Annotated in this window: 23 protein-coding genes; 8 read left to right on the top strand and 15 right to left on the bottom strand. The window is 47.5% G+C overall.

Annotated elements, in window-relative coordinates; all coding sequences use genetic code 11:
* Nucleotides 1–5: 5 nt before the first annotated feature.
* The 3 genes from AC0WRU_RS11320 to AC0WRU_RS11310 form a co-directional block, all read right to left on the bottom strand.
* Nucleotides 6–785, bottom strand: coding sequence for an ABC transporter ATP-binding protein (locus AC0WRU_RS11320; RefSeq protein WP_476128350.1), 780 nt, complete (start codon nucleotides 783–785; stop codon nucleotides 6–8).
* A gap of 168 nt (nucleotides 786–953) precedes the next feature.
* Nucleotides 954–1,553 (bottom strand): DUF421 domain-containing protein, encoded by a 600-nt coding sequence (locus AC0WRU_RS11315; protein WP_476128349.1) that lies wholly within the window; start codon nucleotides 1,551–1,553, stop codon nucleotides 954–956.
* Nucleotides 1,554–1,720: 167 nt separating this feature from the next.
* Nucleotides 1,721–2,542: a YheC/YheD family protein gene (locus AC0WRU_RS11310; protein ID WP_476128348.1), complete on the bottom strand. Its 822-nt coding sequence runs from the start codon at nucleotides 2,540–2,542 to the stop codon at nucleotides 1,721–1,723.
* Nucleotides 2,543–2,753: 211 nt separating this feature from the next.
* Between AC0WRU_RS11310 and AC0WRU_RS11305 the strand changes: the two genes are divergently transcribed.
* Both AC0WRU_RS11305 and AC0WRU_RS11300 read left to right on the top strand, forming a co-directional pair.
* On the top strand, nucleotides 2,754–3,635 hold the full coding sequence (locus tag AC0WRU_RS11305; RefSeq protein WP_476128347.1) for a DUF6492 family protein: 882 nt from the start codon (nucleotides 2,754–2,756) through the stop codon (nucleotides 3,633–3,635).
* Between the two features lie 20 nt (nucleotides 3,636–3,655).
* Nucleotides 3,656–4,999, top strand: a complete 1,344-nt coding sequence (locus AC0WRU_RS11300; protein WP_476128346.1) for a sugar phosphate nucleotidyltransferase — start codon at nucleotides 3,656–3,658, stop codon at nucleotides 4,997–4,999.
* Between the two features lie 132 nt (nucleotides 5,000–5,131).
* On the opposite strand, the gene AC0WRU_RS11295 is transcribed toward AC0WRU_RS11300, so the two are convergent.
* Nucleotides 5,132–5,860, bottom strand: a complete 729-nt coding sequence (locus AC0WRU_RS11295) for a succinylglutamate desuccinylase/aspartoacylase family protein (RefSeq protein ID WP_476128345.1) — start codon at nucleotides 5,858–5,860, stop codon at nucleotides 5,132–5,134.
* Between the two features lie 39 nt (nucleotides 5,861–5,899).
* Nucleotides 5,900–6,901: a glycosyltransferase gene (locus AC0WRU_RS11290; protein WP_476128344.1), complete on the bottom strand. Its 1,002-nt coding sequence runs from the start codon at nucleotides 6,899–6,901 to the stop codon at nucleotides 5,900–5,902.
* Nucleotides 6,902–7,250: 349 nt separating this feature from the next.
* Between AC0WRU_RS11290 and AC0WRU_RS11285 the strand changes: the two genes are divergently transcribed.
* Nucleotides 7,251–7,727, top strand: coding sequence for a C40 family peptidase (locus AC0WRU_RS11285; RefSeq protein WP_476128343.1), 477 nt, complete (start codon nucleotides 7,251–7,253; stop codon nucleotides 7,725–7,727).
* 82 nt (nucleotides 7,728–7,809) lie between these two features.
* Here the strand turns inward: AC0WRU_RS11285 and AC0WRU_RS11280 are convergent, their stop codons facing one another.
* The 6 genes from AC0WRU_RS11280 to AC0WRU_RS11255 all read right to left on the bottom strand — a co-directional run bounded on the left by AC0WRU_RS11280 (nucleotide 7,810) and on the right by AC0WRU_RS11255 (nucleotide 13,176).
* Nucleotides 7,810–9,186: a sensor histidine kinase gene (locus AC0WRU_RS11280; RefSeq protein WP_476128342.1), complete on the bottom strand. Its 1,377-nt coding sequence runs from the start codon at nucleotides 9,184–9,186 to the stop codon at nucleotides 7,810–7,812.
* Nucleotides 9,183–9,896 carry a response regulator transcription factor gene (locus tag AC0WRU_RS11275; protein WP_476128341.1) on the bottom strand — a complete coding sequence of 238 codons (714 nt, stop codon included), beginning with the start codon at nucleotides 9,894–9,896 and terminating at the stop codon, nucleotides 9,183–9,185. Before AC0WRU_RS11275 ends, AC0WRU_RS11280 begins: the two co-directional genes overlap by 4 nt.
* Nucleotides 9,897–10,167: 271 nt before the next feature.
* Nucleotides 10,168–10,839 (bottom strand): phosphatase PAP2 family protein, encoded by a 672-nt coding sequence (locus tag AC0WRU_RS11270; protein ID WP_476128340.1) that lies wholly within the window; start codon nucleotides 10,837–10,839, stop codon nucleotides 10,168–10,170.
* 177 nt (nucleotides 10,840–11,016) lie between these two features.
* Nucleotides 11,017–11,787: a GNAT family N-acetyltransferase gene (locus tag AC0WRU_RS11265; RefSeq protein WP_476128339.1), complete on the bottom strand. Its 771-nt coding sequence runs from the start codon at nucleotides 11,785–11,787 to the stop codon at nucleotides 11,017–11,019.
* Between the two features lie 257 nt (nucleotides 11,788–12,044).
* Nucleotides 12,045–12,881 (bottom strand): membrane protein insertase YidC, encoded by an 837-nt coding sequence (gene yidC / locus AC0WRU_RS11260; RefSeq protein WP_476128338.1) that lies wholly within the window; start codon nucleotides 12,879–12,881, stop codon nucleotides 12,045–12,047.
* The gene (locus AC0WRU_RS11255; protein ID WP_476128337.1) at nucleotides 12,847–13,176 is read right to left on the bottom strand and encodes a hypothetical protein; all 330 of its coding nucleotides are present in this window, start codon (nucleotides 13,174–13,176) and stop codon (nucleotides 12,847–12,849) included. The genes yidC and AC0WRU_RS11255 overlap by 35 nt, the downstream gene beginning before the upstream one ends.
* Nucleotides 13,177–13,402: 226 nt before the next feature.
* Between AC0WRU_RS11255 and AC0WRU_RS11250 the strand changes: the two genes are divergently transcribed.
* On the top strand, nucleotides 13,403–14,761 hold the full coding sequence (locus tag AC0WRU_RS11250; protein WP_476128336.1) for an outer membrane protein assembly factor BamB family protein: 1,359 nt from the start codon (nucleotides 13,403–13,405) through the stop codon (nucleotides 14,759–14,761).
* Nucleotides 14,762–14,770: 9 nt separating this feature from the next.
* Here the strand turns inward: AC0WRU_RS11250 and nadA are convergent, their stop codons facing one another.
* A complete protein-coding gene (gene nadA, locus AC0WRU_RS11245; protein ID WP_476128335.1) occupies nucleotides 14,771–15,877 on the bottom strand; it encodes a quinolinate synthase NadA in 1,107 nt (368 codons plus the stop codon).
* Between the two features lie 168 nt (nucleotides 15,878–16,045).
* Here nadA and AC0WRU_RS11240 point away from each other — a divergent pair, with 168 nt between their 5' ends.
* Together AC0WRU_RS11240 and AC0WRU_RS11235 are read left to right on the top strand one after the other, a co-directional pair.
* Nucleotides 16,046–17,200, top strand: a complete 1,155-nt coding sequence (locus tag AC0WRU_RS11240) for an IscS subfamily cysteine desulfurase (RefSeq protein ID WP_476128334.1) — start codon at nucleotides 16,046–16,048, stop codon at nucleotides 17,198–17,200.
* Nucleotides 17,197–17,736 (top strand): transcription repressor NadR, encoded by a 540-nt coding sequence (locus tag AC0WRU_RS11235; RefSeq protein ID WP_149094045.1) that lies wholly within the window; start codon nucleotides 17,197–17,199, stop codon nucleotides 17,734–17,736. Before AC0WRU_RS11240 ends, AC0WRU_RS11235 begins: the two co-directional genes overlap by 4 nt.
* Before the next feature lie 158 nt (nucleotides 17,737–17,894).
* On the opposite strand, the gene greA is transcribed toward AC0WRU_RS11235, so the two are convergent.
* A complete protein-coding gene (greA, locus tag AC0WRU_RS11230; RefSeq protein WP_025685803.1) occupies nucleotides 17,895–18,374 on the bottom strand; it encodes a transcription elongation factor GreA in 480 nt (159 codons plus the stop codon).
* Nucleotides 18,375–18,629: 255 nt separating this feature from the next.
* On the opposite strand from greA, the gene AC0WRU_RS11225 reads away from it, so the two are divergent.
* Complete coding sequence (locus AC0WRU_RS11225) at nucleotides 18,630–18,983, top strand: hypothetical protein (protein WP_025685804.1); 354 nt, start codon at nucleotides 18,630–18,632, stop codon at nucleotides 18,981–18,983.
* Nucleotides 18,984–19,012: 29 nt separating this feature from the next.
* A complete protein-coding gene (locus AC0WRU_RS11220) occupies nucleotides 19,013–19,147 on the top strand; it encodes a hypothetical protein (protein ID WP_262384646.1) in 135 nt (44 codons plus the stop codon).
* 143 nt (nucleotides 19,148–19,290) lie between these two features.
* Here the strand turns inward: AC0WRU_RS11220 and AC0WRU_RS11215 are convergent, their stop codons facing one another.
* Together AC0WRU_RS11215 and AC0WRU_RS11210 are read right to left on the bottom strand one after the other, a co-directional pair.
* Nucleotides 19,291–22,326 carry an endonuclease gene (locus AC0WRU_RS11215; RefSeq protein ID WP_476128333.1) on the bottom strand — a complete coding sequence of 1,012 codons (3,036 nt, stop codon included), beginning with the start codon at nucleotides 22,324–22,326 and terminating at the stop codon, nucleotides 19,291–19,293.
* A 99-nt stretch (nucleotides 22,327–22,425) separates the two neighbouring features.
* Nucleotides 22,426–24,327, bottom strand: coding sequence for a serine hydrolase domain-containing protein (locus AC0WRU_RS11210; RefSeq protein ID WP_476128332.1), 1,902 nt, complete (start codon nucleotides 24,325–24,327; stop codon nucleotides 22,426–22,428).
* Between the last annotated feature and the right edge of the window lie 174 nt (nucleotides 24,328–24,501).

Genomic DNA, 24,501 nt, shown 5'->3' with positions numbered 1-24,501 from the left:
ACCCTCTAAACCATAGAGAGCCATGCCCGATCCTGTCTCCACTCCACCTCCACTGTTGTTTCAAAAAAATCACTAAGGGTTTCGCTGCTCAGAATATCTGTCGTTTTGCCTTTGGCAAAAACGGTACCCCGGCGAATCAGAATGGTATGCGTGTACATGGGTAGAATTTCTTCTATGTGATGCGTGACATACAGCAAATTCGGCGCACCAGGCGACTCGGACAATTGACGGATGCTGGTTAGTAAAGCTTCCCGGGAAAAGAAGTCCAGTCCGTTACACGCCTCGTCCAAAATCAGCAGCTTGGGCGAGGCCATTAATGCGCGGGCGATAAGCACCTTTTGTTTTTCTCCCTGTGAGCAGCCCTGATACAGACGATCCACGAGGTGAGCGCAGCCTAATTGGGTCATGAGGTGAACTGCCTGTTCATAATCCGTATTCGTCGTCTGATCGTAAAGCCCGATAGAAGCAAATTTGCCACTAATGACGACATCCTGCGTGCGCTGGCTACCATTGATTCTTTCCTGTAAAGAGGAACTGACCCAACCGATGGATTTGCGCAGCTCTCTCAGATCCACTTCCCCGAAGGTGTGACCCAGGACACCGACACTGCCTGTAGTTGGCCATATGTAACCATTAATCATGTTAAGCATCGTTGTTTTACCTGACCCATTCAATCCGAGTACAGCCCAATGCTCACCTTCGGCTACTTGCCAGTTGATTTGATCCAGTATCGTACGGTTATCTCTTTTCCAGCTTACATTGTCCAGTTCAATGACAGAGGTCATGGCTGTACACTCCTTCTATTCATCATATCATCAGATGTTTATGAATGCAGAGAAAATCATCTTTACTACGTTTATCTTCTATTTAATATAAGGATAGCACAGGGTTACAGGTTGTTCAATTTCAAATTCATTGTATAGAATTCTTCATACTAACTAAAATCAAATCTATCATTCTTTATCAATAGGATGTTCGATTCTATCCTTATATTCATCAAAATAAACATTTCCATCAGAACTGATTACGGCATAATTGATATTTTCAATAGAGAATCCCTTCTTTTTCATCTGCGAAAGTAGCCACTCTGTTGTGATGTCATTCTGCTTCAAATTGGCATGAATGATGTTCCCGTTCAGCTCAAGCACGGCATACTGGACATCTTGAATATTAAATATATTTTTTTCTCTTAACTCCTGATTCAGAGTATCGAGCGTAATCTTAAGCTTTCTCATGTTGTTCTCCAAAATTTTTCCTTCTTGAATCAACACGGTTGGTTTTCCCGAAAACCAATTTCGCAGTTTCCGGTTCTTCATTGCAAAAACCATCAGCAAATAAGCAATTCCGGTAAAGGTAAGTGTGGCTGTTAGTAAGTTCCAAATGCTTATTTTGTCATTAAAGGAAATATTCGCGGTGATCGCGCCCAATGTAATGGCAGCTACAAAATCATGATAGGTCATTTGCGCAATGGTGGGTTTTCCCAATATACGTGCTATAAGCATCATGATGGTAAATGCTAATACAGACCTTAACATTGTTTCCCATAACTCCATACACCAAGACCTCAGTTCTCATTGTTTTCATATAGCTTTTCCAATTCCACTTTTTTCATTACATCGAAACAAAATCTGGTATATAAAAAGGATGAATTCATGGAACATTCATCCTTTGATTTCTACATATAGTCTGGCTTTATGTTATTTAAGAAATTCATTCTTCGTCATGAAGTTTTTGCTTTCTTAAGGTCTTTATCTTTGATTTTATCTTTGACCGGGACGATGATTTTCTTCTTTTCATTGGCAAGTCGCCAATACCTTAACACTTTCCGATACATAGACTTATCTTTTAATTGGTTAAAAATATACGGGTCTGGCTTCGTATTCACCTCAATAATCCACGGGGTGAAACGGTGATCCAGTCCGATGTCCACTCCAATTTGCCGGAAATTTGGATATGTTTTTTGTAGATGTGTCGCAATGGTGATGCCCAGTTCATTCAATTTTTTTACCAGTTCAGCCTGCTTGCTTTTGGTTAAATGGGATTCCAGCAGTTGCTCCAATGCCATCGGCGTGCCGCCGCTATGATAATTCGTCACGATTTTGCGGGGATGACCGAGCCGACCAATAATTCCGGTAGATTCCCATGGCCCTTTTGCATTGCGCTGCACCATGACCCGGATATCAAAATAACGCTTCTGATGCCGCAGTAAATGGATGCCTTTTTGAATGAGATAGCTTTGCTTGCCCGTTTTCTTCGACAAACTGGTAAACAGGCCCTCCAAACTTTTGAACTCCAGACGCTTTTCCTCATACTGATAGGCAAAACGTTGTCCTTCCTCCTGCTCTACTCTCATCACACCTTTGCCAAACGTGCCTCGCTCAGGTTTTACATAAACCATGCCGTATTGCTCCAGCATCGACTTCAGATTTGCTTTGTTGTATTTCCGGGTATTCGGTATAAAAGGCTTGATGCCGCGATGCTGGAGCAGCAATTTGGTTTTGTGCCACTTGCTACGCAAGGCCTGCGCTTGTGAAGATTTCACTTGCCCCTCTCCTCTCTGCTGTCAGGGTAGAACGCTCCTGTATGAAAAGAACAATCCATCGTATGCACCAAATCCCCATCCGAAAGCGCCATCAGCCCTATTCCGCATATAAATGGACGACTGGCCTTGCCCGATCGAAAGCGCCTGTCCGTACATACAATAATATAAGACGCCGAACGCGTACATTTTGCATAAATAGGGAGTGAATAACATGTCAGCGCAATCGGATGGGCAACGGAAAGGTTCCCTAACGATAGATGTTCTGATTCCTGCAATTGATAAGGATATCGCCACGCTTCCACTGGTGATTGACAGCCTGCGCCGTCACGTGCAGCACCGGATTGGAACCATTTATATCATTTCACCGCAAAGTGCCGGACTCCGCCGTCTGTGCGTACGCAAGAAGTGTACATTTGTAGACGAAAAGACCGTTTTGCCCATCACGAAAATGGATATTCGCTACGGAACAACGCGTTGGGATCGCTCAGGCTGGCTGTATCAGCAATTGCTTAAAATGAACGGTGACAAAATCAGCAAAGCTTCTTTTTTCCTTGTCATTGACGCAGATACCGTTCTGATTCGTCCACATGTATTCCGCAAAGACGGCAAAACGATATTTTACTATCGCAGCTGGAGTCAGCCGGAGTATTTCCGCACCTACCACAAGCTGATGGGCGTTAAGGCCCCTTCACCAAAGTCCTTTGTTACCCACTATATGCTGTTTGAAAAAGCGCGGCTCACCCGGCTCAAGCAAGTCATTGAAGCCCGCCACGGGATTCCCTGGTACAAAGCGATTATCCGCAGTATAGACCGGACGAAGCAGTTTGGATTTTCTGAATATGAAACATATGCCAACCACCTCTACAGCAGTGATCCCTCCCGAATGATTTTACGCAAGTCACTCAATAAAGGGCTTCATAGTCGAGCGGACTCCCTGTCACAAAAACAACTGGATGCATTTGCTAAAAGCCATCGTTCCTTATCCTTTCATCAACGCAAGGTGTACCAGTTGGCAGCTAAAACAAAAACGGAAGCATCTGTGAAGACGAAAGCGCTCATCAGGATTCCAAATCATGATCCAAAATGGATCTGAAATCGAAGGAGGAAGCGCCTGTGCGCATTGTTCTGTTATGCGGCGGTGCTGGAAAACGGCTGTGGCCGTTGTCCAACGATATCCGCTCGAAGCTGTTTCTCCGGCTGTTGCCTGCCCCGGATGGGCAGAAAGAATCCATGCTTGGGCGGGTGTATCGTCAGCTTGCTGTGGCCGGACTGGATGCCTCTGCCCTGCTGCTGGCTCACCGGAATCAGGTAAATCTGGCCTTTCGCCATACGGAAAGCCGTCTGCCTGTTCTGGGCGAGCCTGCCAAGCGGGGCACCTTCACCGCTGCTGCGCTCGCGGCTGCTTATTTGCACACCAGAGGTACAGGATTGAACGAAATCCTCTGTATCGCTCCGGCCGATATGTTTGCAGGAGAGGATTTCTTTCACAGTGTGGCAGCGCTCCCCGACCTGCTGCTCGATAGTGGAGCTGATCTGGCCATGCTTGGGACAAGGCCCACCCATCCCTCTGACCAATACGGCTATATCGTGCCGGATCAGGAGATAACACGGGCGCATAAGGCTTCTTATGCGTTGGTTGCCCGCTTCACAGAGAAGCCGGATCGCATCGGGGCGCAGCAGCTCATTAGCCAAGGTGCATTGTGGAACTGCGGCATTTACGCTTTTACGCTGAGATATATGCTGTCCTGTATGAAGCGCTGCAATTTGCCGCTGAATGATAAGGAGCTGCGCGCAATGTATGACGACCTCCCTGTTCGCAGCTTCGACGAGGAGGTCGCCGAGCGTGCCGAACATGCCGTTGTCCTGCCTTACGATGGTGAATGGTGTGATATCGGAAGTTGGCAGGCGTTAACGGAACAGCTCGGCAGCCGGGTCATCGGGCGTGGACAGATCAGCGGTCCCGCTGATGGGACGCATATCGTTAATGAGCTACCCTATCCGCTTCACGTTATTGGCGTGGAGCATATTATCGCTGCTGCCAGTCCTGACGGCATCCTCATTGCCGCCAAGGGCCATGCCCACGCGATAAAGGAGCAGCTAGGAGCGCTTCCGCTATATCCTATGCATGGTGAAACCGCCTGGGGCAGCTATCGTGTGCTGGACGAGTTCGATCACCGCAGCCTGAACGATATCCTGGCTATACGCTTGACGGTACTGCCAGATCAACGCTTGAACGGCCGTATCCACGGCAGCGGGCTTAAAGTGTGGACGATCGTTTCCGGTCGGGGAGAGGTCATGCTGAATGGGGAACGGTTTTCGGCGGCAAGCGGCTCCGTGTTCAGCATTCCAACGGATATGTATCATACCGTCAGGGCAAGCCTGGATACGTCGCTGGAACTGATCGAGGTACGCTTGGGCAACAGTCTGGTGAGTGCCTTCTATAAGTCTGATTCCTGACGACACTACAGTAGGACTTACTAACGTAACTACTCCTTCATGAAACCACCAAACAAATAATCGCTTCTGTAGTAAGGGGAACCGAACTTCCCTTGCTTCAGGAGCGATTTTGCGTTGTAATGTTTTGCCTGGCTAGGTTACACCTACACCTCTGACCTGAGCGGATAAATATACTTCGTTAGTCTTAATCATCCCTGCTTCTCTCAAAAAATGCTGTACGATCTGCATTTGATAATTTATGCGCACTTTCTTGGGCAGACTCCAGCCTGTTTCCACGGTAACCGAGCGTGCTCCTAAAATACGGGCTGCCGCCGTTCGAGAGGAACCTGGAAGCTCGCGCAGCCGAATGTTGAAATGTTGGTCTTTCACCTTGATGGAACAATTCATTCGCTTTATAATCCGGTGCACCGTAGGGACCGCCGGATTGCCGCTATTGGTAATCAACGTCTGACCAAGCACCTTGGCATCCTTTTGAGATAATCCGTTGGCTTCGTGCAGATCCAGGTACCATTCGGGTCGATGCTTTCGTGCCAGTTCGAACACAGCCGCTGCCAACGGTTGCGTGGCCGCTTTCTTTTTCGTACGCGGAAAGGTCCGGTTCAGATCAGGCACACCTCTGATCCGCTTGCGGTAGGCCACCTGGTTCACAATGGGTATGATCATGAGCTTGCCTTGGCTGATCCGCAGCTTCTGTTGATTCAACAGCCCCACCAGCTTCTCAGCGGCCCGAATGCTTGCGATTTCCATGCCGTGTATGCCCGCAACCACCATCACATGCGGCCCTCCCTGTCCCTCAGTCGCTATATAATAAGGAGTAGCCCAGGGGGAACCCTTCCCAAGCATATGCTTTTTGACCCTCATTCCCTCCACCTCCGTTTAGGCTCTCGATGCCCTGTTCTTCTATCCTTCCTGGCGGATGATTTCACGGTACAGCTTCAAATATTTATCAGTCATCTGCTTGTTGGTAAATCTTTGCGTGACATACAAGCGAAGCTTGGCTGGAGACGGATAGTTTTTTTGCCGCACCTTTAGTACCATCTGACCAACCGACTTGCAAATCAGCTGTGGAAAGCCTGCCAGCACCTCGGGAACCGATCCGTTTTTCAAAGCCAGCACAGGTGTCCCGCAAGCCATCGCCTCCACCATCACAAGTCCAAACGGCTCTTCCCACAATGTCGGAAACAACAGACACTCCGCGTGCTTGAGTAGCTTTTGCTTCTGTTGGCCCCCCACTGCTCCTATATAACGGATATTGGGATTGCGCTGAATCCGTTTTTGAATCTCCTGGCGAAAAAAAACCGGAGCTTTGATCGGCCCGGCAATCAGTAGCCTTTTTCCTGTTTGTTCTGCAACCTGAATGGCCTGCAAAACGCCTTTATTCCGTATTATTCTGCCCATGAACAGCAAATAGTCTCGTTTCTTGCTGCTAAATTCGTAATCATGTGTGTTGATGCCGTTATATACATAATAGCCTTTTCCCTCGCCCATCAACTGCCGTGCCCGCTTGCTAACATATACCGGATTGTTGCCATGCTTCTTCACAGGAAGATGAACCGTGGATACTGCCGGACAAGGGAGCTTCCTGTTTCCCATAGCCGAACGAAAGGTATGATCATGAATCATTTGCGTTCCGGGAGGCATGTGCCGGAGTACGAATTGGGGGATTTGACCATGCTTCAAGCCCTTGGGATAGGTAATCAACCGGGCGCTGCTCTTACTCCCACGGGCGGCAAAAAGAGATACATGATGTCCCCGTTTTACCAGTTCCTCTGTTAATTCATACACAACCTTTTCCGTTCCGCCCTTAATGGAGGGCACCGGCTGTGCATTTGGAAAGTTAGAAATGACCTGAACAATGGTCAGACGTTGGCCTTTGATCGTTTTATCCTGCTTTGGAGCCATGTGAATTCCCCTTCCTGACCAGAAATACAGTGTGACTATTACGATAAGACGGGAGCTTGAGCCTACTCCCGTACAAGTTATAAATGTAGTATATAGGTATGTATATTTTGCATCATTGCTTGTGCGAATCGTCTTCAAGTCGGTTTTTGTCATACAGGCCCAGTGATAAGGGGAAGCTGCACATTTTGTCAATCCAGAATTAAGGAGAAAATTCTCATCGTTTTCTAATAAATCAGGGCAAAGCGTTGGGGTAACAGGATTTTAACTTTGAGTGGTAAATTCCGGATATTTTATTTATGTTATTGTCATTTCAGGACATCAACAAAATACGAAATAACGGAGGAACATCATGAAAAAACATACTACTAAAAAATTATGGATGGGCATTTGCGTTACGATGACATTGGCTTTCAGTGCAGGCAGCTTCGTTGTAGGACCAGATACCATTCATGCGGCTTCCGCGAACAAAGCTGATCGGGTTATTGCTACGGGTTCCGAGTTCATGGGCGTACGTTATCAGCATGGAGCGCCGGCAGGCAGCACAAATTCTTTTGATTGCTCTTCCTTCACTCAATATACTTTTGCACAAAATGGCATCGAGCTTCCACGCTCGTCCAGACAACAATCGACCGTTGGTACCTTTGTGCCACGCAGCCAGCTTCAAAAAGGCGATCTAGTCTTTTTCTATTCACCAATTCACCATGTAGCGATTTATATGGGAAATGGCAAGCTGCTGCACACGTTTGGTAAAGGCGGCGTAACAATTACCGATCTGGACTCAGGATGGTGGAATTCCCATTACACTACAGCACGCCGTGTCCTCTAGGACAGGCCCTGGAAAGGCTGTTTATTCATTCACTCACACTATACTAGAATCAACAAAAGGGCTGTTCCGCGAGTAGATATGTCTACTCGAGGGACAGCCCTTCCTGTTGCCTCTGTGGCAGTGTGACGATGACCTCGGTTCCTTTTCCCTCCACACTTGCCATACGTATCGTGCCCTGATGGGCATCTGTAATAGCCTTGGCAATGGGTAGCCCAAGCCCCGTTCCTCCCGTTTTACGGTGTCGGGAGCAGTCTACCCGGTAAAATCGTTCAAACACTCGCTTGACCTCTCCCTCAGGTATGCCGATTCCAGCATCCTTGACTCGAATTTGGACATGCTTTGCCTCTGTGGACAAAATGATTTCAATCTCATCCGCGCTGTATTTTAGAGCATTGTCGAGCAAGATAACCAGCAACTGCTTCATTTTGGCCAGATTGGCATCCAACCAGATTTCCGGTTCATCCGTAAAAATAGTAATTAGCCGATCATGTACTGTCTTGAGATGAGCCACTACCTGCTGACAGCAGCCAACTAGCTCCATTCGTTCATGCGGTTCGGTATTTCCCTGCTGTGAGGAAGCCAGTGCCAGCAATTGCTGTGTCATGGTGCGCATCCGCTGTGTTTCTTCATAAATGGATTGAATGGATTCCTTGTAGATATCCTCATCATGCGTGCCCCACCGTCGTAGCATGTTGGCGTAGCCCTCAATAATCATAAGCGTCGTATTCAGCTCATGCGAGGCATCAGAGACAAATTGCTGCTGGCTTTGAAAGCTTTCCTCCAGCCTGCCCATCATTCGGTTGAAAGTAGCCGTCATTTGGGACAACTCGTCTTGATTATGACTGCCCACGGGGATTTTTTTAAACTTCAGACTTCTTTCAATCTCCTGCATCGTCTGGATGCTGCTCGAAATAGGCAGCAATATGGCGTTCGCCAAAATCGTGCTGCCTACCAGACTAAGCAGCATAGCACCTACGGTTGATGTGATTAGAATTGTATTCAGAATATCGAGATTGTTTTCGAGCGCATCCCATTTTTCCACGATTTCCAGCGTTCCCTCCTGATTGCCCTCCGGGGAGAGAACCGGGAGATGGATGACCAAAATTTTATGACCTTGTACATCCGTCAGCTCCGAGCTTTGAGAAGGGTTAAAACGTACATTACCCAGCTTGAAGCGGGACTGGCGGCTGACTTCATACAATAAGCGGGATTTCTGATCAAAAACTCTCAGGATCGTATCCCCTGAAAGCTCGTCCTTTAGCTTGGGGCTCCACGCATTTTTCAGGATCATGGTCGGACCGGCCTCGGCAATGATTTCAGTCCATTTATTTTGCAGCACTTCTCTTTCATTCCGGGTCGCAATTTTGACAAACAGTAAATGAACCGTTACGTCTACAAACAGGAGAATAGAGAGGGCTAAAATAGAAGCAAGCAAAGTAATTTTCGTACGCAGCTTCAATGGTCTTCCTCCCTGATGCAATATCCTACACCGCGTACGGTTTTGATCAGCTTCTTTTTGTAGCCATGGTCGATTTTTTTGCGGACATACCGGATATACACATCAACGACATTCGTATCGCCGACAAAATCAAAGCCCCACACGTCCTGAATAATCTGATCCCGCTGCAATACCTGGTTTTGATGCTCCATGAGGTAGAGAAGCAGGTCAAATTCTTTGGGCGTTAACTCCATATGCTTCCCTTCACGCACCACAGACCGTGTCTTTCGGTCTAACACCAGACCATCGACCTGAAGCGGGGACGGAGGCTTGTTCGCTTCATGTGGAGGGATAGCCACAGACTCTGGTTGATGTCTCATGCTGGCCCGCATCCGCGCCAACAGCTCCTCAATTTCAAAGGGCTTCGTAATATAATCATTCGCTCCCTCGTCCAATCCGGAAACCTTATCAGTTGTTGTGTTACGCGCGGTTACCATAATGACAGGTGTAAGTGTGTCGACTTTCCGTATCTCCCTTAACACCTCAACCCCGTTCATCTCAGGCAGCATTACATCCAGAATAATAATGTCCCAGGTGCGCGTCAAAGCCTTATCCAGTCCTTCTCTGCCGTTTTGGGCGATTTCGACCATATAGCCTTCATGGGATAGCTCCAATTGAAGCAGTCTGGAAATTTTCTCTTCATCATCGATCACCAGCACCGACTTCTTCACCGCAAATCCACCTTTTTTCATAGAAAAAATAAATGATAAATGGAAATGACATTCATTTTTCATTTGATTTTAAGCTTTTAATGTCCGATCCCTATATAATATAACTTTGTAATTCAATTTTTTGATATTAAGGAGTATTTTATTCATGCTAATTAATGTAGACGTTCACCTTTAAAATGCTCAAATTAAAAAACGGGTCATTCCAAGAACTTCATTCTTGGTCGACCCGTTTGTTTTTTTATCCCTGTGTTCGTACGCTTGCACTTTCCGGCTATGCTGTCGATTTGGAGCGGAGAGGTGGCATATGTTCTTCATAACGCTGATAAAACCAGATACAAGCCGCCATCCAGCTTCCGCTCATAAAATAACCCCCCAGTACATCGCTCGGGTAGTGCACTCCCAGATAAATACGGCTTATCCCTATAGTAACAATCAGTAGCGTGCTGACCGCAACAAGCAGGATACGACCCAGCCTGGATGAGACATGCTTCCATATGAGAAAAGTGAGCGCTACGTACATCGTGAATGCGGTCATGGAGTGTCCGCTGGGAAAGCTGTAGCCATTGGCTTCAATAATACGATTAATCTCGGGGCGTTCGCGCCGAAATAGCATTTTTAGTACGGTATTCAGCAGCACTGAGCCCAGCACAGCAACGGCTAAAAATAGCAGCTCTCTACGATGTCCCAATACTCTGTACAGTACAATCATGGCGATCACCAGAATGATAATAACCGGAACCTCGCTCCCTATGGTGGTGAAAAATTCCATGATGCGAGTCATAGCAGGCGATTCCAGTTGTTGCACGGCCGTAATAATTCTAAGGTCAAAATACCGCACTTGCTGGTCGCTGACCCACAAGGCAATTAAACCGAAAACGAGCGCACATACTGCGCAGGTAAGTAATGCCAAGGAAATAGGCAGCTTCATTTGCGTTTGCTTCATGATGTTATTTGTCCTCTCCGTAATATTCGTTTCGTAATAAAATAAAACGGGTGTATTTCATGCCGCTTCGCTTGTACAGTACCATTCCGTCTACACCGTTTTAAATGTGCATTTTCAGCTTATATAGTGTATTTATTTACTGTACCCATATTTCGTTTATCCCTATCATGAAGGGGGTTATGTTTTAGAGTAAAGTAATTTCAGCTTTTTAGCAAAAGAGCGTGGAGTCAGCCTGTGATACGAAATCAGTTCTCCGTTAAAAATTACTTGGAATACACCGTAAGGTGTCGGAGACAGTTCCATCAGTTGTGGACGGTTATCCATAAGAATGATTTGGGGCTGTATTCCCAAAAGTTCGGCCGCTTCGATCACATTCTGTGTGGCAATCTCGAGATACGGGCATTGACGGGTTCGCAAGATGGTCAATCCTTGAGCAAAACGCTCCAAGCGTTGGGTCCAGTTATCAGGAAAATACGGATCAACGAATGTTGGATCAAGCTTGTATACATATAACTGAAAAGAATAAGGTGCTTTGTCTACATGCTGAAATCCGCTTTTCAGAAAAATGTCAGGACTTGGTGCCCATGACGTGTCCGTGTTGGTTACTACAGCCACTCCTTTTTTGCCCAGTTTCACTGCGTCCTCAATACAACGCTGAATGAGCTGAGTGCCTATACCCACTCCCGTCACGCCAACCCATAAGCAATGAATCACAAGGTAACCGTCTGCATGAACAGTTCTCCATGCCTCTTCTCCCGGTGCATATTCGACAAATCCAACCGGCTTGTTATCTTTTCTTAGTTGTATGTAAGTCAGACCACGACTGAGTTCCTGTACTGTCCAATTCACCTTTTGAATATATCCCGGTGCTTTTTGCATGCTTCTCATGCAGTAACAGCCGTTCTCTCTAATTTGGTTCTCCTGCCATTCAAGGGTTGAAATGTTCATATAACCTCTCCCGACTTTAAAAATCTATACTATAAAAAACGGATGAATGTTATATAAGCTGAGCTTAGAAGTTATTTTTCAGCTTATATAACATATCCCCCCTAATTTTCCAGGTGGCCTGACTCAAGAGAGATGGAGCTGATTAGTTCAATAAGAAGAGGACCGAAAATGAATAAATGCCTCCAACCTTAACGGTTCAAGAGGCATCTATTCATGATGTGACTAAATATGTGTAGGCTAAAGCCACTATATTCGTTCTAAGTTGTTGGGGTTACTTCGCCGAGCTTGCCCTTATCCTCTGCTTCCTCCGTTGGATAGCGTCTACGGAACCATAGCGACTGGAGCAGCAAAAAGGTACCACTTACCGTCCAGTATAACGGCATGGCAGCAGGCGCGTTAAAGGAAAAAACAGCCATCATGATGGGCGAAAGATATCCCATGATCGCAAACTGCTTGCGTTGCTCAGCCGTCATTTGAAGCTGGGATAGCTTGGCCTGTGCCAAGTAAACGACTGCGACGAAGATTGCCAAAATCCAGTCCGGCTGCCCGAGTCGGAACCATAGGAACGAATGAGACGCCAATTCCGGGGTAAGCCGGATGGCTGTGTACATACCGCTCAATATGGGTAGCTGAATGAGAATAGGCAGACAGCCAATATTCAGCGGATTAAATTGATGCTCTTTGTAAAGTGACATCATTTCCTGCTGCATACTCTGCTGGCTGGCAGCATCCTTCTTATTTTCGTACTTCTTCTTAATTCGGTCTAAGTCGGGCTGCATAGCGCTCATTTTGCGCTTCATCCCCTGTTGAGCACGAGTTTGGCGCATCATAAGCGGTAGTAACGCCAGACGGACGATTAACGTCAATGACATGATCGCCAGTCCAAAGCTTCCGCCAAACCATTGCGCTAGTTGCTGAATAAGCCAGGATAGCGGGAACACCACATAATGATTAAAAAATCCGGGTGTCTGTGCATTAATCTCCGCAGCATTCGCGCCGCAGCCGGAAAGCAGCATAACCACCGCCAGCGCTACCATAATTCCAAATATCCGTTCTTTTTTACCCCAAAAGGTGAATCCCTTGAATCGTTTCATATGTTCCTCCTCGTTGATTGGCTGTGCCATCGTTCAACGAGGGGGAACAATCTGACGCGTCTTCATCCGGCGCTTCCTTCCGCCGGATATGACGTGCCAGCCGGACAGGCATGTCCTGCCCGCGGGCAGTTAACGGCATCAGCGGAGAAGCATGCGACCGCACGGCCCCGCCTTCTATCCAGCACTCGGGCACACTGCCGTGCAAATGAGCGAGATATGCGTAGGTTACCGTACACAGCAAGCCGATCGTAAATAAGTAGGGGAGCAGGTCCTGAAGCTCAAACAAGGGATTCACCTCCTTCGGTTCGTTGCTACGATTATAGCACGAAACCAGGCAAGCGACTATTACATTAGAAAGAGATACAACAGGTTGTCGTACTACTGAATTTAAGCATCCCTCTTACTCAAAAAAGACTGAAAATGAAATGGATTATGAAACTTTTGGTTCTTTTTACAGTCTAATCAAAGGATGGCTTACCAAAGCCTTACACCCAATTTAACTATTAAAGGAGCAAGCATGAATGAAGAAAACGATACATAGCTCATTGCTAACAGGATTGGCGATAGTCAGCATCGGGCTGCCTTTGACTGGCGGTGGTTTTGCCTTAACAGCAAGTGCAGAGCAAGCGACGGTCTCTATGAGCAACGGGGCTTATAGTTCTCCAATCCAAGCGCCTGTGATCAAGCCCTCCTGGTCTTTTCCCGTTATCCCAATCGATAGAAATCAGGTTCCAGATCAGGCGGTTGCGGTTGCGGAAAACGGTAAGGCGTTCGCAGTGGATTCTAACCACAGACTGGTTGCCCTTGAAGGTACTTCGGGACGGAAATTGTGGCAATATGGAAATCAGCTTACCCCTGTTTTGATTCATAGCAATGACACCATTTACGGAATTACACAGAGCGGTTCCGTCTATGCCGTTACAGAATCAGGCAAGAAAGCATGGACCACTTCATTAGGTTTTACTAAGGCAGATCATATTTATAGAATAGACTCTACAATATACATTACACAGTCGGAGCAAACGGCTGCCGTTGATGCTGCCAGCGGCAAGCTCAAATGGAAAATCAGTGAGGATAAGGACTCGTACCACGGTCTGAACAAGTTAATGGAAACCAACGGTGTCCTCATCCGCAATTATAACGTACAGGGCAGCCTAACCTTTGAACAGATCAATGCATATGATGCTAAATCTGGCAAAAAGCTTTGGGAAAGCTTCAGAACTTCCTTTCCACTAACCGTTAAAGACGGGGTCGTCTACTCTGTTGTCAACACGTTTATGATTGATGACGATCCAGTAAACAGAAAGATTACGATAGCACAGTATAATCTCAAGACAGGAGAATCCAAAGGAGAGCGTCAATACCGCTGGACTGACCCTGAGAATAAAGACGGTATCTTCCGATCCGGAGGCATTCATGGCTCTGCTTTTCTGGACGGCAAAGACCTTTATGTTTTTCAGGGAAATACACTGGCTTCCTATGACTTCTGGAACTACAAGCCAGACAGCAAACCTGCTCGCAAGTGGTCGCAAAATGGCTATGAGCAGCTTGTTCCTTTATGGTCCATTCATGAAGGCCGCATGTTCTACCAAGATTTTAGTACGGGCGGACTGATTGCCATGAAGCTGGCTTCCGGGCAATTCATTCATTATGATTACGGTGATAATCCAACCATTCAGGCTGACGTATTCGGCAAAGGGGTCTATGTTGGACAATCAGATGGCGTGTTTCATGGTTATGACCTGATGACCTTGAAACCCGTGTTTACCGTCAACATTGGATCACGCTCCTTCGGTCCAACGCTCAAATCCGGCGGAATGATATTTATTCAAAGCGGCAACCATCTGCATGCTGTCAAGCTCCCTGCTTCTTTAAAATAATTTCAAACCTTAACGAATAGCAAGCATACGGTTCAGGGCCAGCACAGCATCCTGTCTAACCTGATCGTTAACACGAATCACACCCACAGGCTCTCCACGGTCAATCTGCTCCATCGCCCACAGCAGATGTGGAAGATCAATCCGGTTCATCGTCAGGCAGGGACACATATCGGGATTGAGCGATTCAATTTGCTGTTCGGGGTACTGCTGCCGGATACGCTGCACGAGATTCATTTCCGTGCCAACAGCCCATTTTGTCCCCGGTTCTGCCGCATGGATCGTGTCGATGATGAATTTCGTGGAACCTGCGCAATGTGCAAGCTGAACAACCTCATGTGAACATTCAGGGTGAACGATGACCCGGATGCTCTCGTCGCGCTCACGGATACGATGGATATTCTCGACCGTAAATTTTTCATGAACAGAACAATGCCCTTTCCATAAAATAATTCTCACGCTTGCCGGGTCACGTTCCGTCTCCAGTTGATCGGTCATTGGATTCCAGACGGCCATTTCATTCAGCGGAATGCCAAGATCGTAAGCTGTATTACGGCCCAAGTGCTGGTCTGGCAAAAACAAAATGCGTTCCTTCTGCTTCAGTGCCCAATCCAGCACTTGCTTGGCATTCGAAGAGGTCACCGTAGCCCCGCCATGCCTCCCCACAAAAGCTTTAATTTCTGCTGTGGAATTCACATAGGTCAGCGGAATGATCGTGTCGCCTACCATCTCCTGCAAATGCTTCCACGCCCGTTCTGTCTGCTCCATATTCGCCATATCTGCCATCGAGCAGCCTGCGCGCATATCCGGCAGTACGACCGTTTGCCGATCCGTAGTCAGCATATCCGCTGTTTCTGCCATAAAATGTACTCCACAAAACACAATAAACTCCGCGTCCTGATTTTGTGCCGCCATTTGGGCAAGCTGTAGGGAGTCCCCTGTCATATCAGCAAACTGAATAACTTCATCCTTCTGATAGTGATGGCCCGGAATAAGCAGCTTTTGTCCCCATTTTTGCTTTAGTTGGGCGACACGCTGCTCCATATCAGCAACCGTCAGTGTCTTATAATACTCTGGCATGAGTCCACGATTTCCTTGTAAAACGTCAAGCATAGACATTTGAATCCCTCCATTATCTCTGCGACTGTCTGACCCGTCTTCCCACGAACAGACAAGCGCTGTGTGTACATATATGTTTACAAGTGTCTTGACACTTATATTTACACATGCCTACAATAATCTCAAGGCTTTTTGGATGGAATTATTTTTAGCAGGGGGAGATTGGCCATGATTTATCTGGACTATGCCGCTTCTACACCGATGTGTGACGAAGCTTTGAATATGTATAACACATTAAATAAGGAAATGTTCGGAAATGCCAGCAGCCTCCATGATGCGGGCGGTCAAGCAGCTTATGCACTGGATTATAGCAGACAACGGATCGCAGACATGATTGGAGGTCAAAAGGAAGGAGTTTATTTTACAACAGGAGGAACAGAGTCTAATATGCTGGCTGTACAGTCCATCCTAAAAGGATTGCCGCAGCATAAAAAGCACTGGATCATGAGCGCCCTGGAACACCATTCGATGTACAATCTTGCTGCTTTGCTGGAGGTGCAGGGCTATGAGCTGACCATTGTGCAGCCGGACAAGGAAGGACGAATCACCCGAGATGTCCTCTTACCTCATCTCAGAGAAGACACCGGGCTTGTATCCATACAACACGCCAATTCAGAGACCGGACTTATTCAGGACATTACTGCCTTGTCTCCCCTGCTACGCGAACGGGGGATTTTGCTGCACAGCGACGCGGTGCAAACCTTTGGCAACATTCCAGTTCATGTAGATCTGCTAGGGGTGGACGCTCTCTCCATATCGAGCCATAAAGTGTATGGTCCCAAGGGTGTGGGGGTGGTATATCTCAGACCGGGAACGCCGTGGCGCCCTGTGTATCCTGATACACTGCATGAAAACGGATTTCGCCCCGGAACGGTCAACGTTCCCGGGATTGCGGCGTTTGTTGCGGCAGCGGAAATGATGACAGAACAATTGGAACTGCATCAGGAACGATATGCCGCGCTGAGACAGTATTTTTTTACCAAAATTCAGGGAAGATCAATCCCGTTGCGTTTGGCCGTACAGGAAAACAATAGGATTGCCAGGCTCAGTCATATTCTGGGATGTTTTTTTCACGGTTATGAGGGACAATATGTTATGCTGGAATGTAACCGTAGCGGTGTCTGTATATCCACCGGAAGCGCCTGTGCCGCCGGACATCACGAGCCTTCACCTGCTTTACAGGCGCTTGGAGCATCCGATCGGGAGGCATTGCAATTTATTCGTATTTCCTTCGGAAGAACAACAACCACCGGGGATCTGGATGTGTTGGTGGATATTTTAACAGACCTGACAAGCAGACAAGAAAGGAGCTTATCCCGTTGACTGAATCTTTAAAACGGATGGGCACGGAACGCCGCGAACAGCTATTACTGTGGCTTAAGAGCGAATCCCCGCTGACCGGGAGCGAACTGGCACGCAGGGCTTCCGTCTCCAGACAAGTAATCGTACAGGATATTTCGCTGTTAAAAGCAAGCCAAGAGCCTATTCTTGCGACAAGTCAAGGATACATTTATATGGAGCCAGCAGGTCAGGCTGCCCCTCCAGCCTCACGTATTATCGTGTGCAAGCACCGACCTGAACAGACAGAAGAGGAACTAAAGCTGATCGTCGACTATGGCGTAAGTGTACAGGACGTTATTGTAGAGCATCCGGTATATGGTGATCTGACTGCTCCGATTCGGGTTGGAACCCGCAAGGAGGTGGACGATTTTATCCGCAAAATCAGCTCCACCCAAGCGACTTATCTGTCACAACTGACCGGAGGTATTCACCTTCATACCTTGCACGCCCCGGATGAAACTAAAATTAATGAAGCCTGTGCTGCATTGGAGAAAGCAGGCTTTCTAATAGCGGACTAGCTTGCAGTGTTATAGCAGCAGATAGTAAATACTATGTAGTCCCTGTCTCGCATGTGGAGCGCACTCTGCGCTCCGATATAGGGGCTTACAGGATGAAAAATAATCTCCTAAAAAGATAAAAATCCCGGCCCCCTCCATACAAGGGAATCGGGAACGGATTACGTTAACTTAATTTCGAGCAATTCGTATTTGATGACAGCCATAGGTGCATTTACATGAACGATACTGCCCACTTCTTTACCCAAAAGCTCCTTGCCTAGAGGGCTTTCATAGGAAATTTTGTTATCCAGCACGTCCGCTTCCGCAGGACTTACAATTTTGTACTCCAGCTTCTCAGAAAATTCGATGTCATTCAGAATGACTGTCGATCCGATGCTAACGGTTCTAAGATCCAAATTACTCTCATCCACGACCCGGGCTTTGGTCAGCATCTTCTCCAATATGAGAATCCGGGTTTCCATAAACGCTTGATCGTCCTTGGCTGAGTGATACTCACTATTTTCTTTCAAATCGCCGTAGCTGATCGCCAGCTTAAGCCGTTCGGCGAGTTCCTTGCGTTTGACAGTCTTCAGTTCCTTAAGCTCATCCTCCAGCTTGGTCAATCCCTCTTTAGTCAACAAAACTTCTTCATTCGACATATTTTATCTACAACTCCTATTTGGCTGGCTTTATTGTAGTTTAACCTATATTGGAGCAACATGCGAAAAGAAATTATAGGGTAATAGGAGTCGAGGTCACTCAGACAGGGTTATTCTTACAGTAACCAACACTTTCTTGTTCGCATATTATATGAATATAACGGCATTTTGAATGAGCACGCGCAGTTCCGTTGTCCTTATACCTCACTGGCATAAAGGACGGGCAAGGACAACATATAGCGGGAGGAAGATTCAATGACTTCCTTAGGAAAGAATGGAAACCGTAATCGCAATCAAAAATCCAAATCATCCCCTAACCCCAATGGACAAAAGAAAAACGGGTTAAACAGTAACTCGGCTATCTTCTCCGCCCTGCATGGAAAAAATGTGGAGGTCATCGTAGCAGCCCTATTATTAACAGGAAAGCTACATGTCGATTCCGTTACTTTATACAGACAAGCAACGCTGCTTGTGGGATTAACGGGAAAATACAAAACATTAGCAGCAGACCCTTCCAACGTCGATAACATGGTGAAATTTTTAAATGATAACGGGAATATGACGCTGGATCAAGTGATACAAGCCTTTCAAAAGAAAATGCAAAAGTAATATGCCGATTACGAAAGGGGTTATTTGTGGTGAGTGAGCTTGCGCCAAGTGAGTTTGATGGAGAGCATTTTGCAGAGTTTCTTATTATTACAATTCTGATTGTTTTATTCTTCTTTGGCTCCACCAATATAGATAATCTCTCGGCTCAACCAACTCAATCTTAAATATGCAGGTCCCCGTTCCCGGGGGCTTTTTTTGTAATAATACCGATATTCGGGATGAGAACCGATAGACAGACATATGAAACGACCGAATAAGTAAAAAGAGCATCTAGCGACTCTCAAAAAGTCAGTAGATGCTCTTACATTTAGCGTTCTTTCACTTCAACGATCATCGTTTTGCTAGAAGTTTCTCCTGATTCATTGACGAGCTCGGCCCGATACTCATAAGTGCCCGATTTGTGGCCTTGGATGTCTGTGACTGCGCTTTGGGCCTGCGGCGTTTGGTTCCGCAGCTCTTGCGTGTCGATCAGCTCCCCATTTTCATATAAATTGTATTGGGTCGCATTCGTGCCCCACCACATGTTCATAGCAACGGTGTAATTGCCGTCACCATCCCAGTTGTTGTGAGACAGCACCGGAATGCCGGGCGAAGCATCGGTCACTTCGACGGTTAACGGGTCACTCACCGTTTTACCAGAAGCGTTGATCAGCTCAGCGGTGTACGTATAAGTGCCATTTGCCTTGCCCGTTACCGGGATGACTGCGTTCTGTGCCCCGGGGGAGGCGGATTTCAACGGTTGAGTCCCGATCAACTCGCCGTTTTCATACAGCTTGAGTTCGTCACCGTTCGTACCCCACCATAGATTCATGGTGATATTATAATCGCCGTCCTTCAATCCGGTATTCTGCCCGTTATCATGGGACAGTACAGGTTTGCCAGGCACTTCGCCTGCAGCGGCTTTCCGGACTGTAACGGTTACTGGATTGGATACGATGGTTTTACCTTCAAAGGTTACGCTGGCCGTAATTTCGGCGCTCCCCTCTTTTTCTGCCTTAATTTGTCCATACGTATCGAGGGTAACAGACTCCTGACTGCTGGCATACTGAACGGAAGCATGACTTAAATCGGCTTTGCTGCCATCCGTGAGCAACCCACTGAGATGTGTTACTGCTGTATCCCCAACATTGAGAGTTGTTTGATCCAGTGAAAGCTTGACTTCTTGCAATGTCGCCCCTGCCTGAGCTGTAAAATCATCGAGACCACGAGGCTTTAACTGGTAGTCCCCTTTGAAAATCGCTGAAATCCCCTTAATCTTCACTTGCTGTCCTTCTTGATATGGAAAAGAGGTCCGTGTTACGCCTGTACGTGCATCCACACGCACATGGTGGCTTACCTCGCCGGACACCGCATCAAATTCAAACGAACCGACGGGAGTCGCGTCTGCTACATTACGAATAATGGCTTGTGGAAGCTCGACCAACTGCCCTTGGTTAGCATCGCTTAGTTCGGTGATCTGTAGAGCTTCCGGAAGCTGTCCTTCGCCTGTTTTTTCAATGGCCACCGGATCGGTCAGCTCCAGCTCGCTGTTATACAGCGTCAGGGTTGCCGTAACCTTCACCTGATCGCCTTGGTGAAAACCGCTTTGGTTTTGATATACATAAATACCGCCGCTTTCATCCTGCATATAAAAGGCTTGACCGCCATATGCACCTGGCTCGGTCGTCACCGTACCTGCCAGTGTAACCACTTTGCCAGCCGGGAGGCTCCGTGCTTCTGCAACACTGATACGAGCCGGAACAGTATTCCCTTCCTCGGGCAACGGCTGAGTCGGAACATCTGCCAGCACGACCGATTGGGTCAACAGGTTGCTGCCGTTTTGTCTCAGCCTAAGACTGGCCGAACCGCTGGTTCCCGGCTTAATCCGTACGGTGAGGTCTTTGTAGGCATGTCCCTTGCTGTCGGACTCCAGGCTGAATGCTCCGCTATAGCCGTACGAGGTCGGCCAGGTGCCATCCTGGTTTTGAATCTGGGCTACCTGATTGCCGCCCGCTACATAAATGCCTGCGCTGAATCCACTAATCGTGGTATTCGGAGCCAGTTGGTCCGCAGTAATTCGAATTTGAAAAGGCTCTGCATTCGGTAGCTGATCCTGACGAACGATGCTGTAAACAGGCTGCGTACTGGCCGTAGAGCTACCATAGGCTCCGGGCTTGTACGTCTGCTGATCCCACCACTTGTAGCCTGCTGCGGGAGCGGACCAAGGCTCGGCTTGTGGCTCCGTCGAAGCCTGCGGCTCCTCAAAAGGCAGCAGTGCTGTCGGCTGATCAAGCTGCAAGCTTTTCACATCCGTCAGACTGGTGTAGTTCTCCTTCTTGGATAACCAATCGACGATATTAACCAGCAACACGGCATCATCCTGCTCCTTAAAGCCGTCATACGTCGTCTTCTTGGTTCCTGTCTCTTCGCGCAGATATTTTGGCGTCGCATCTTCAACAGGAGATGAATCCCCCAGAAAGGCTGCTTTACCGAGTCCTACTTTGGATACGGCTGCATAGGGTCCTTCCGGTATGCCTCCTCCGTTATAGACGCCCTGATCTACCGCGTTGCCCCAAGCCTGATTGGTTTCAGGGAGATATACGATCCCCTTGGCTTTCGCCGGGTCGATAATCGCCAGTGTTGATCCTGCATGCATTGCCACATTACTCACTCCAACTGTAATGCCGAACGCCTGCGCTGGCTCGACAATCTGATTAGCGGTAATATCGCCTAATGCATTGTAGCGAAAACGCACACCAAACTGGCTGCCCAGCCAATCTGAGCTGACTACGTCCTGCATCGCTGCCGAGCTTCTTTCTTCCGCGCTCATTCCCTTGGCAGGATCTTCCCATGCTCCGCGACGGTAACCGTTAATACTCTCTGATCCGTCCCAACGGTTCTTGTTCCGGTCCGCATTATAATGATCTCCAATGAAGAAAATGCTGTTGCCTGCTTTGGCATACTGCTCCATCGCAACCTGTTCGCTTTGTTTGAAAGGAATATTCGGCTCTGCCGTCACAAATACATCATAATCCTTCAGATCATTGTAAGTAATCGGCGTAGATTTACGAAGCTCATGCACATCATAGCCGTTGCTTGCAAGGGCTTGGCCAAAGTCTGAAAATCCACCATCAATCACCCAGTCTGCCGCACCGGCTGTCTGTCCGTGTGTATTATCGAACAACACCTTTTTACCAGCGTTTTCATTGACCACTTTGGCTGCAATGAAAGGGGCCGGATCAGCCGGACCTTCTGCCGATGCCGGTTGTATGCTGCTCGCAACACCAGCGTACAATGACAAAGTGAATACCATAGCGGTTGCATATTTGAAGCCACGGGATGTAAAACTGCGAAAGATTCCCATTCTATTCCTCCTGTTTGTTGGTTATGGCCCCCGATGAGGGGGATCAAATACAAATTCTAGCATTCATTTATGTTCGGACATGCGATGTTTTGTAAATGTTTAGGAGTAATGAACAGGAAGGAAATTCCAGTAAAAAAGATATACCGTGTGCAATAACGTGATGATCGCAAACAGGACTTTTCCGGTGGCTCTGGCCTTCCTCTCTCCTGTAATCAGCCTTGCGCTATTCACGATCAATACCCATACGGCAATTAGGGCTGAAATCAACGGAAGCGTGCAAATCCCCCAGATATACCAGGCGGGATAGCCATATACAATCTGACTGTTACCATAAATAAACTGCACGCCGAGAAAAATCGTATTAAGTAACGCGATGAATGCAAGGGTGGAAGAAATGTGAGCTTTATTTTTGCGGATAGCTCTTATCACATACCTTACGATCCAAATCAGCAGGGTTGTGATGAAAAACAAGGAGGCGGCAGCGTAGCTGACAAGTAATGTCCAGGTACGGTGCCAAAGTGTCGTCTGCTTCATGGTCTTGCTATCCGGGGCGATCATCATCCATGTACCGTTTTGCTGATACAGCAAAATTTTAAGCTGTCCTCCCTTTTCCGCAAACAGCCCATCGCCTGCCGCTTGAAAGATTTTGTCCGTTGTTTCATTTTCATTCGGGTACTCTCCGTTGACGATCAACGTGTGATCATCCTGAATGCTAACGGTGTATTTAATGCTTCCCAGCATCCGAATCCATTTGCCCCAACCATGAACGGGGTTCAGACTTACCTGATATACTCCCTCAACCTCTGGCGAAAGCTTCACTTCCGTGGCAAAACGAGCCAATGATCGAGGAGCAGCCTGCGACTCTGCGGGCAGCAATTTGGCTATCGAATTTATGACTTCTCCATGAAGCAGGGCGCCCGAGTCAGCCGCATTGATGGTCACAAAAATACCTATTTTTCGGGATGGAATCAGTACCATTTCGGAAATAAAATCATCAATTTCCCCTGTAGCCCACAGCATGGGTACTCCCGTCTCCAGTTGACCGCGAAAAAATCCGTAGCCCACGCCATCCAGACGCGCATCAGCTGCAAATTGCTGTGCATGCATGGCTTCTGCGGTTTGTGGCTGGAGCACCACCTGTTCCCCATACTTTCCTTCATTCAAATGAGTGATCAGATAATGTGAAAATTCATTTGGCGTGACGTTTAGCGCCCCCGCTCCAGGCAGATTGATATAAGAAAAAGGTTGCTTCTGGTATACTCCATCGTTCCACTGATACGATTGAGCCAATGCCGGATTATTTAGCGGCAAATCCAGTGTCGCGCTAGGCATATCCATCGTCTGGAACAGATGTGTACGGAGGTAATCATCCAGTCCTTGACCGCTCACTTGCTCCACCAGATTACCAACCAGCCCGTAGGCCACATTACTGTAGTCATACTGAACGCCGGGCTTACGAATGGGAGGCTGATTTTGAAAATAGGTACTGAGATACTGATCTGTGGGCAAAGAGCCTGCTTTGGTCGGACTGTTAATGCCATACACCGCTTCGTCCAATCCAGATGTGTGTGTCAAAAGCTGATGCAGATTGAAAGGCTGATTTTGAAATTGCGAAGCTTTATAGCTTTTGAGATAGTTGTTCACGTCCTGGTTTAGATCAAGCTTGTTCTGCTCTACCAGTTGCATAGCGGCGGTTGCACTGAACGACTTGGTCAGCGAGCCGACGGGTACAATCGTCTTGGTCGGGTCGAAAGCCGTCTTCTGCTCCAGGTCCGCATATCCGTACCCTTTGCTGAAGTAAATCTGATCACCTTGGGTCACAACGACAGCGGCCCCCGGAATATGCAATTTTTCCAGCTCCGTACTCATGATTTGGTCCACTGTCTTTTCCAATTGATTCGGCGTTATGCTGCCTGCTGCCCATGCCAGATCAATGAGCAGGTTCCAGAAAAACAACGATGCTATGAATGCTGATAGGCAACAAATGCCTTTTTTCTTCATGTGAAGTACCATCCTTACGTGTGAAGTTGGCTCATTGATTGGACGGTGCGGTGATTGCATAGCGGAGCAGATGTTTCCACTCTGTATCGGAGCCACCAGCATGGCGCTATGGAATCATCGCACTTCCCATAGCGGGAGTACAGATGATAGAGCGAATCCTGATCGAATCGCGTA

This window comes from Paenibacillus sp. 1-8 (assembly GCF_056316205.1).
The sequence above is the reverse complement of the archived record's forward strand: the minus strand, read 5'-3'. Positions and strand labels throughout refer to the sequence as shown.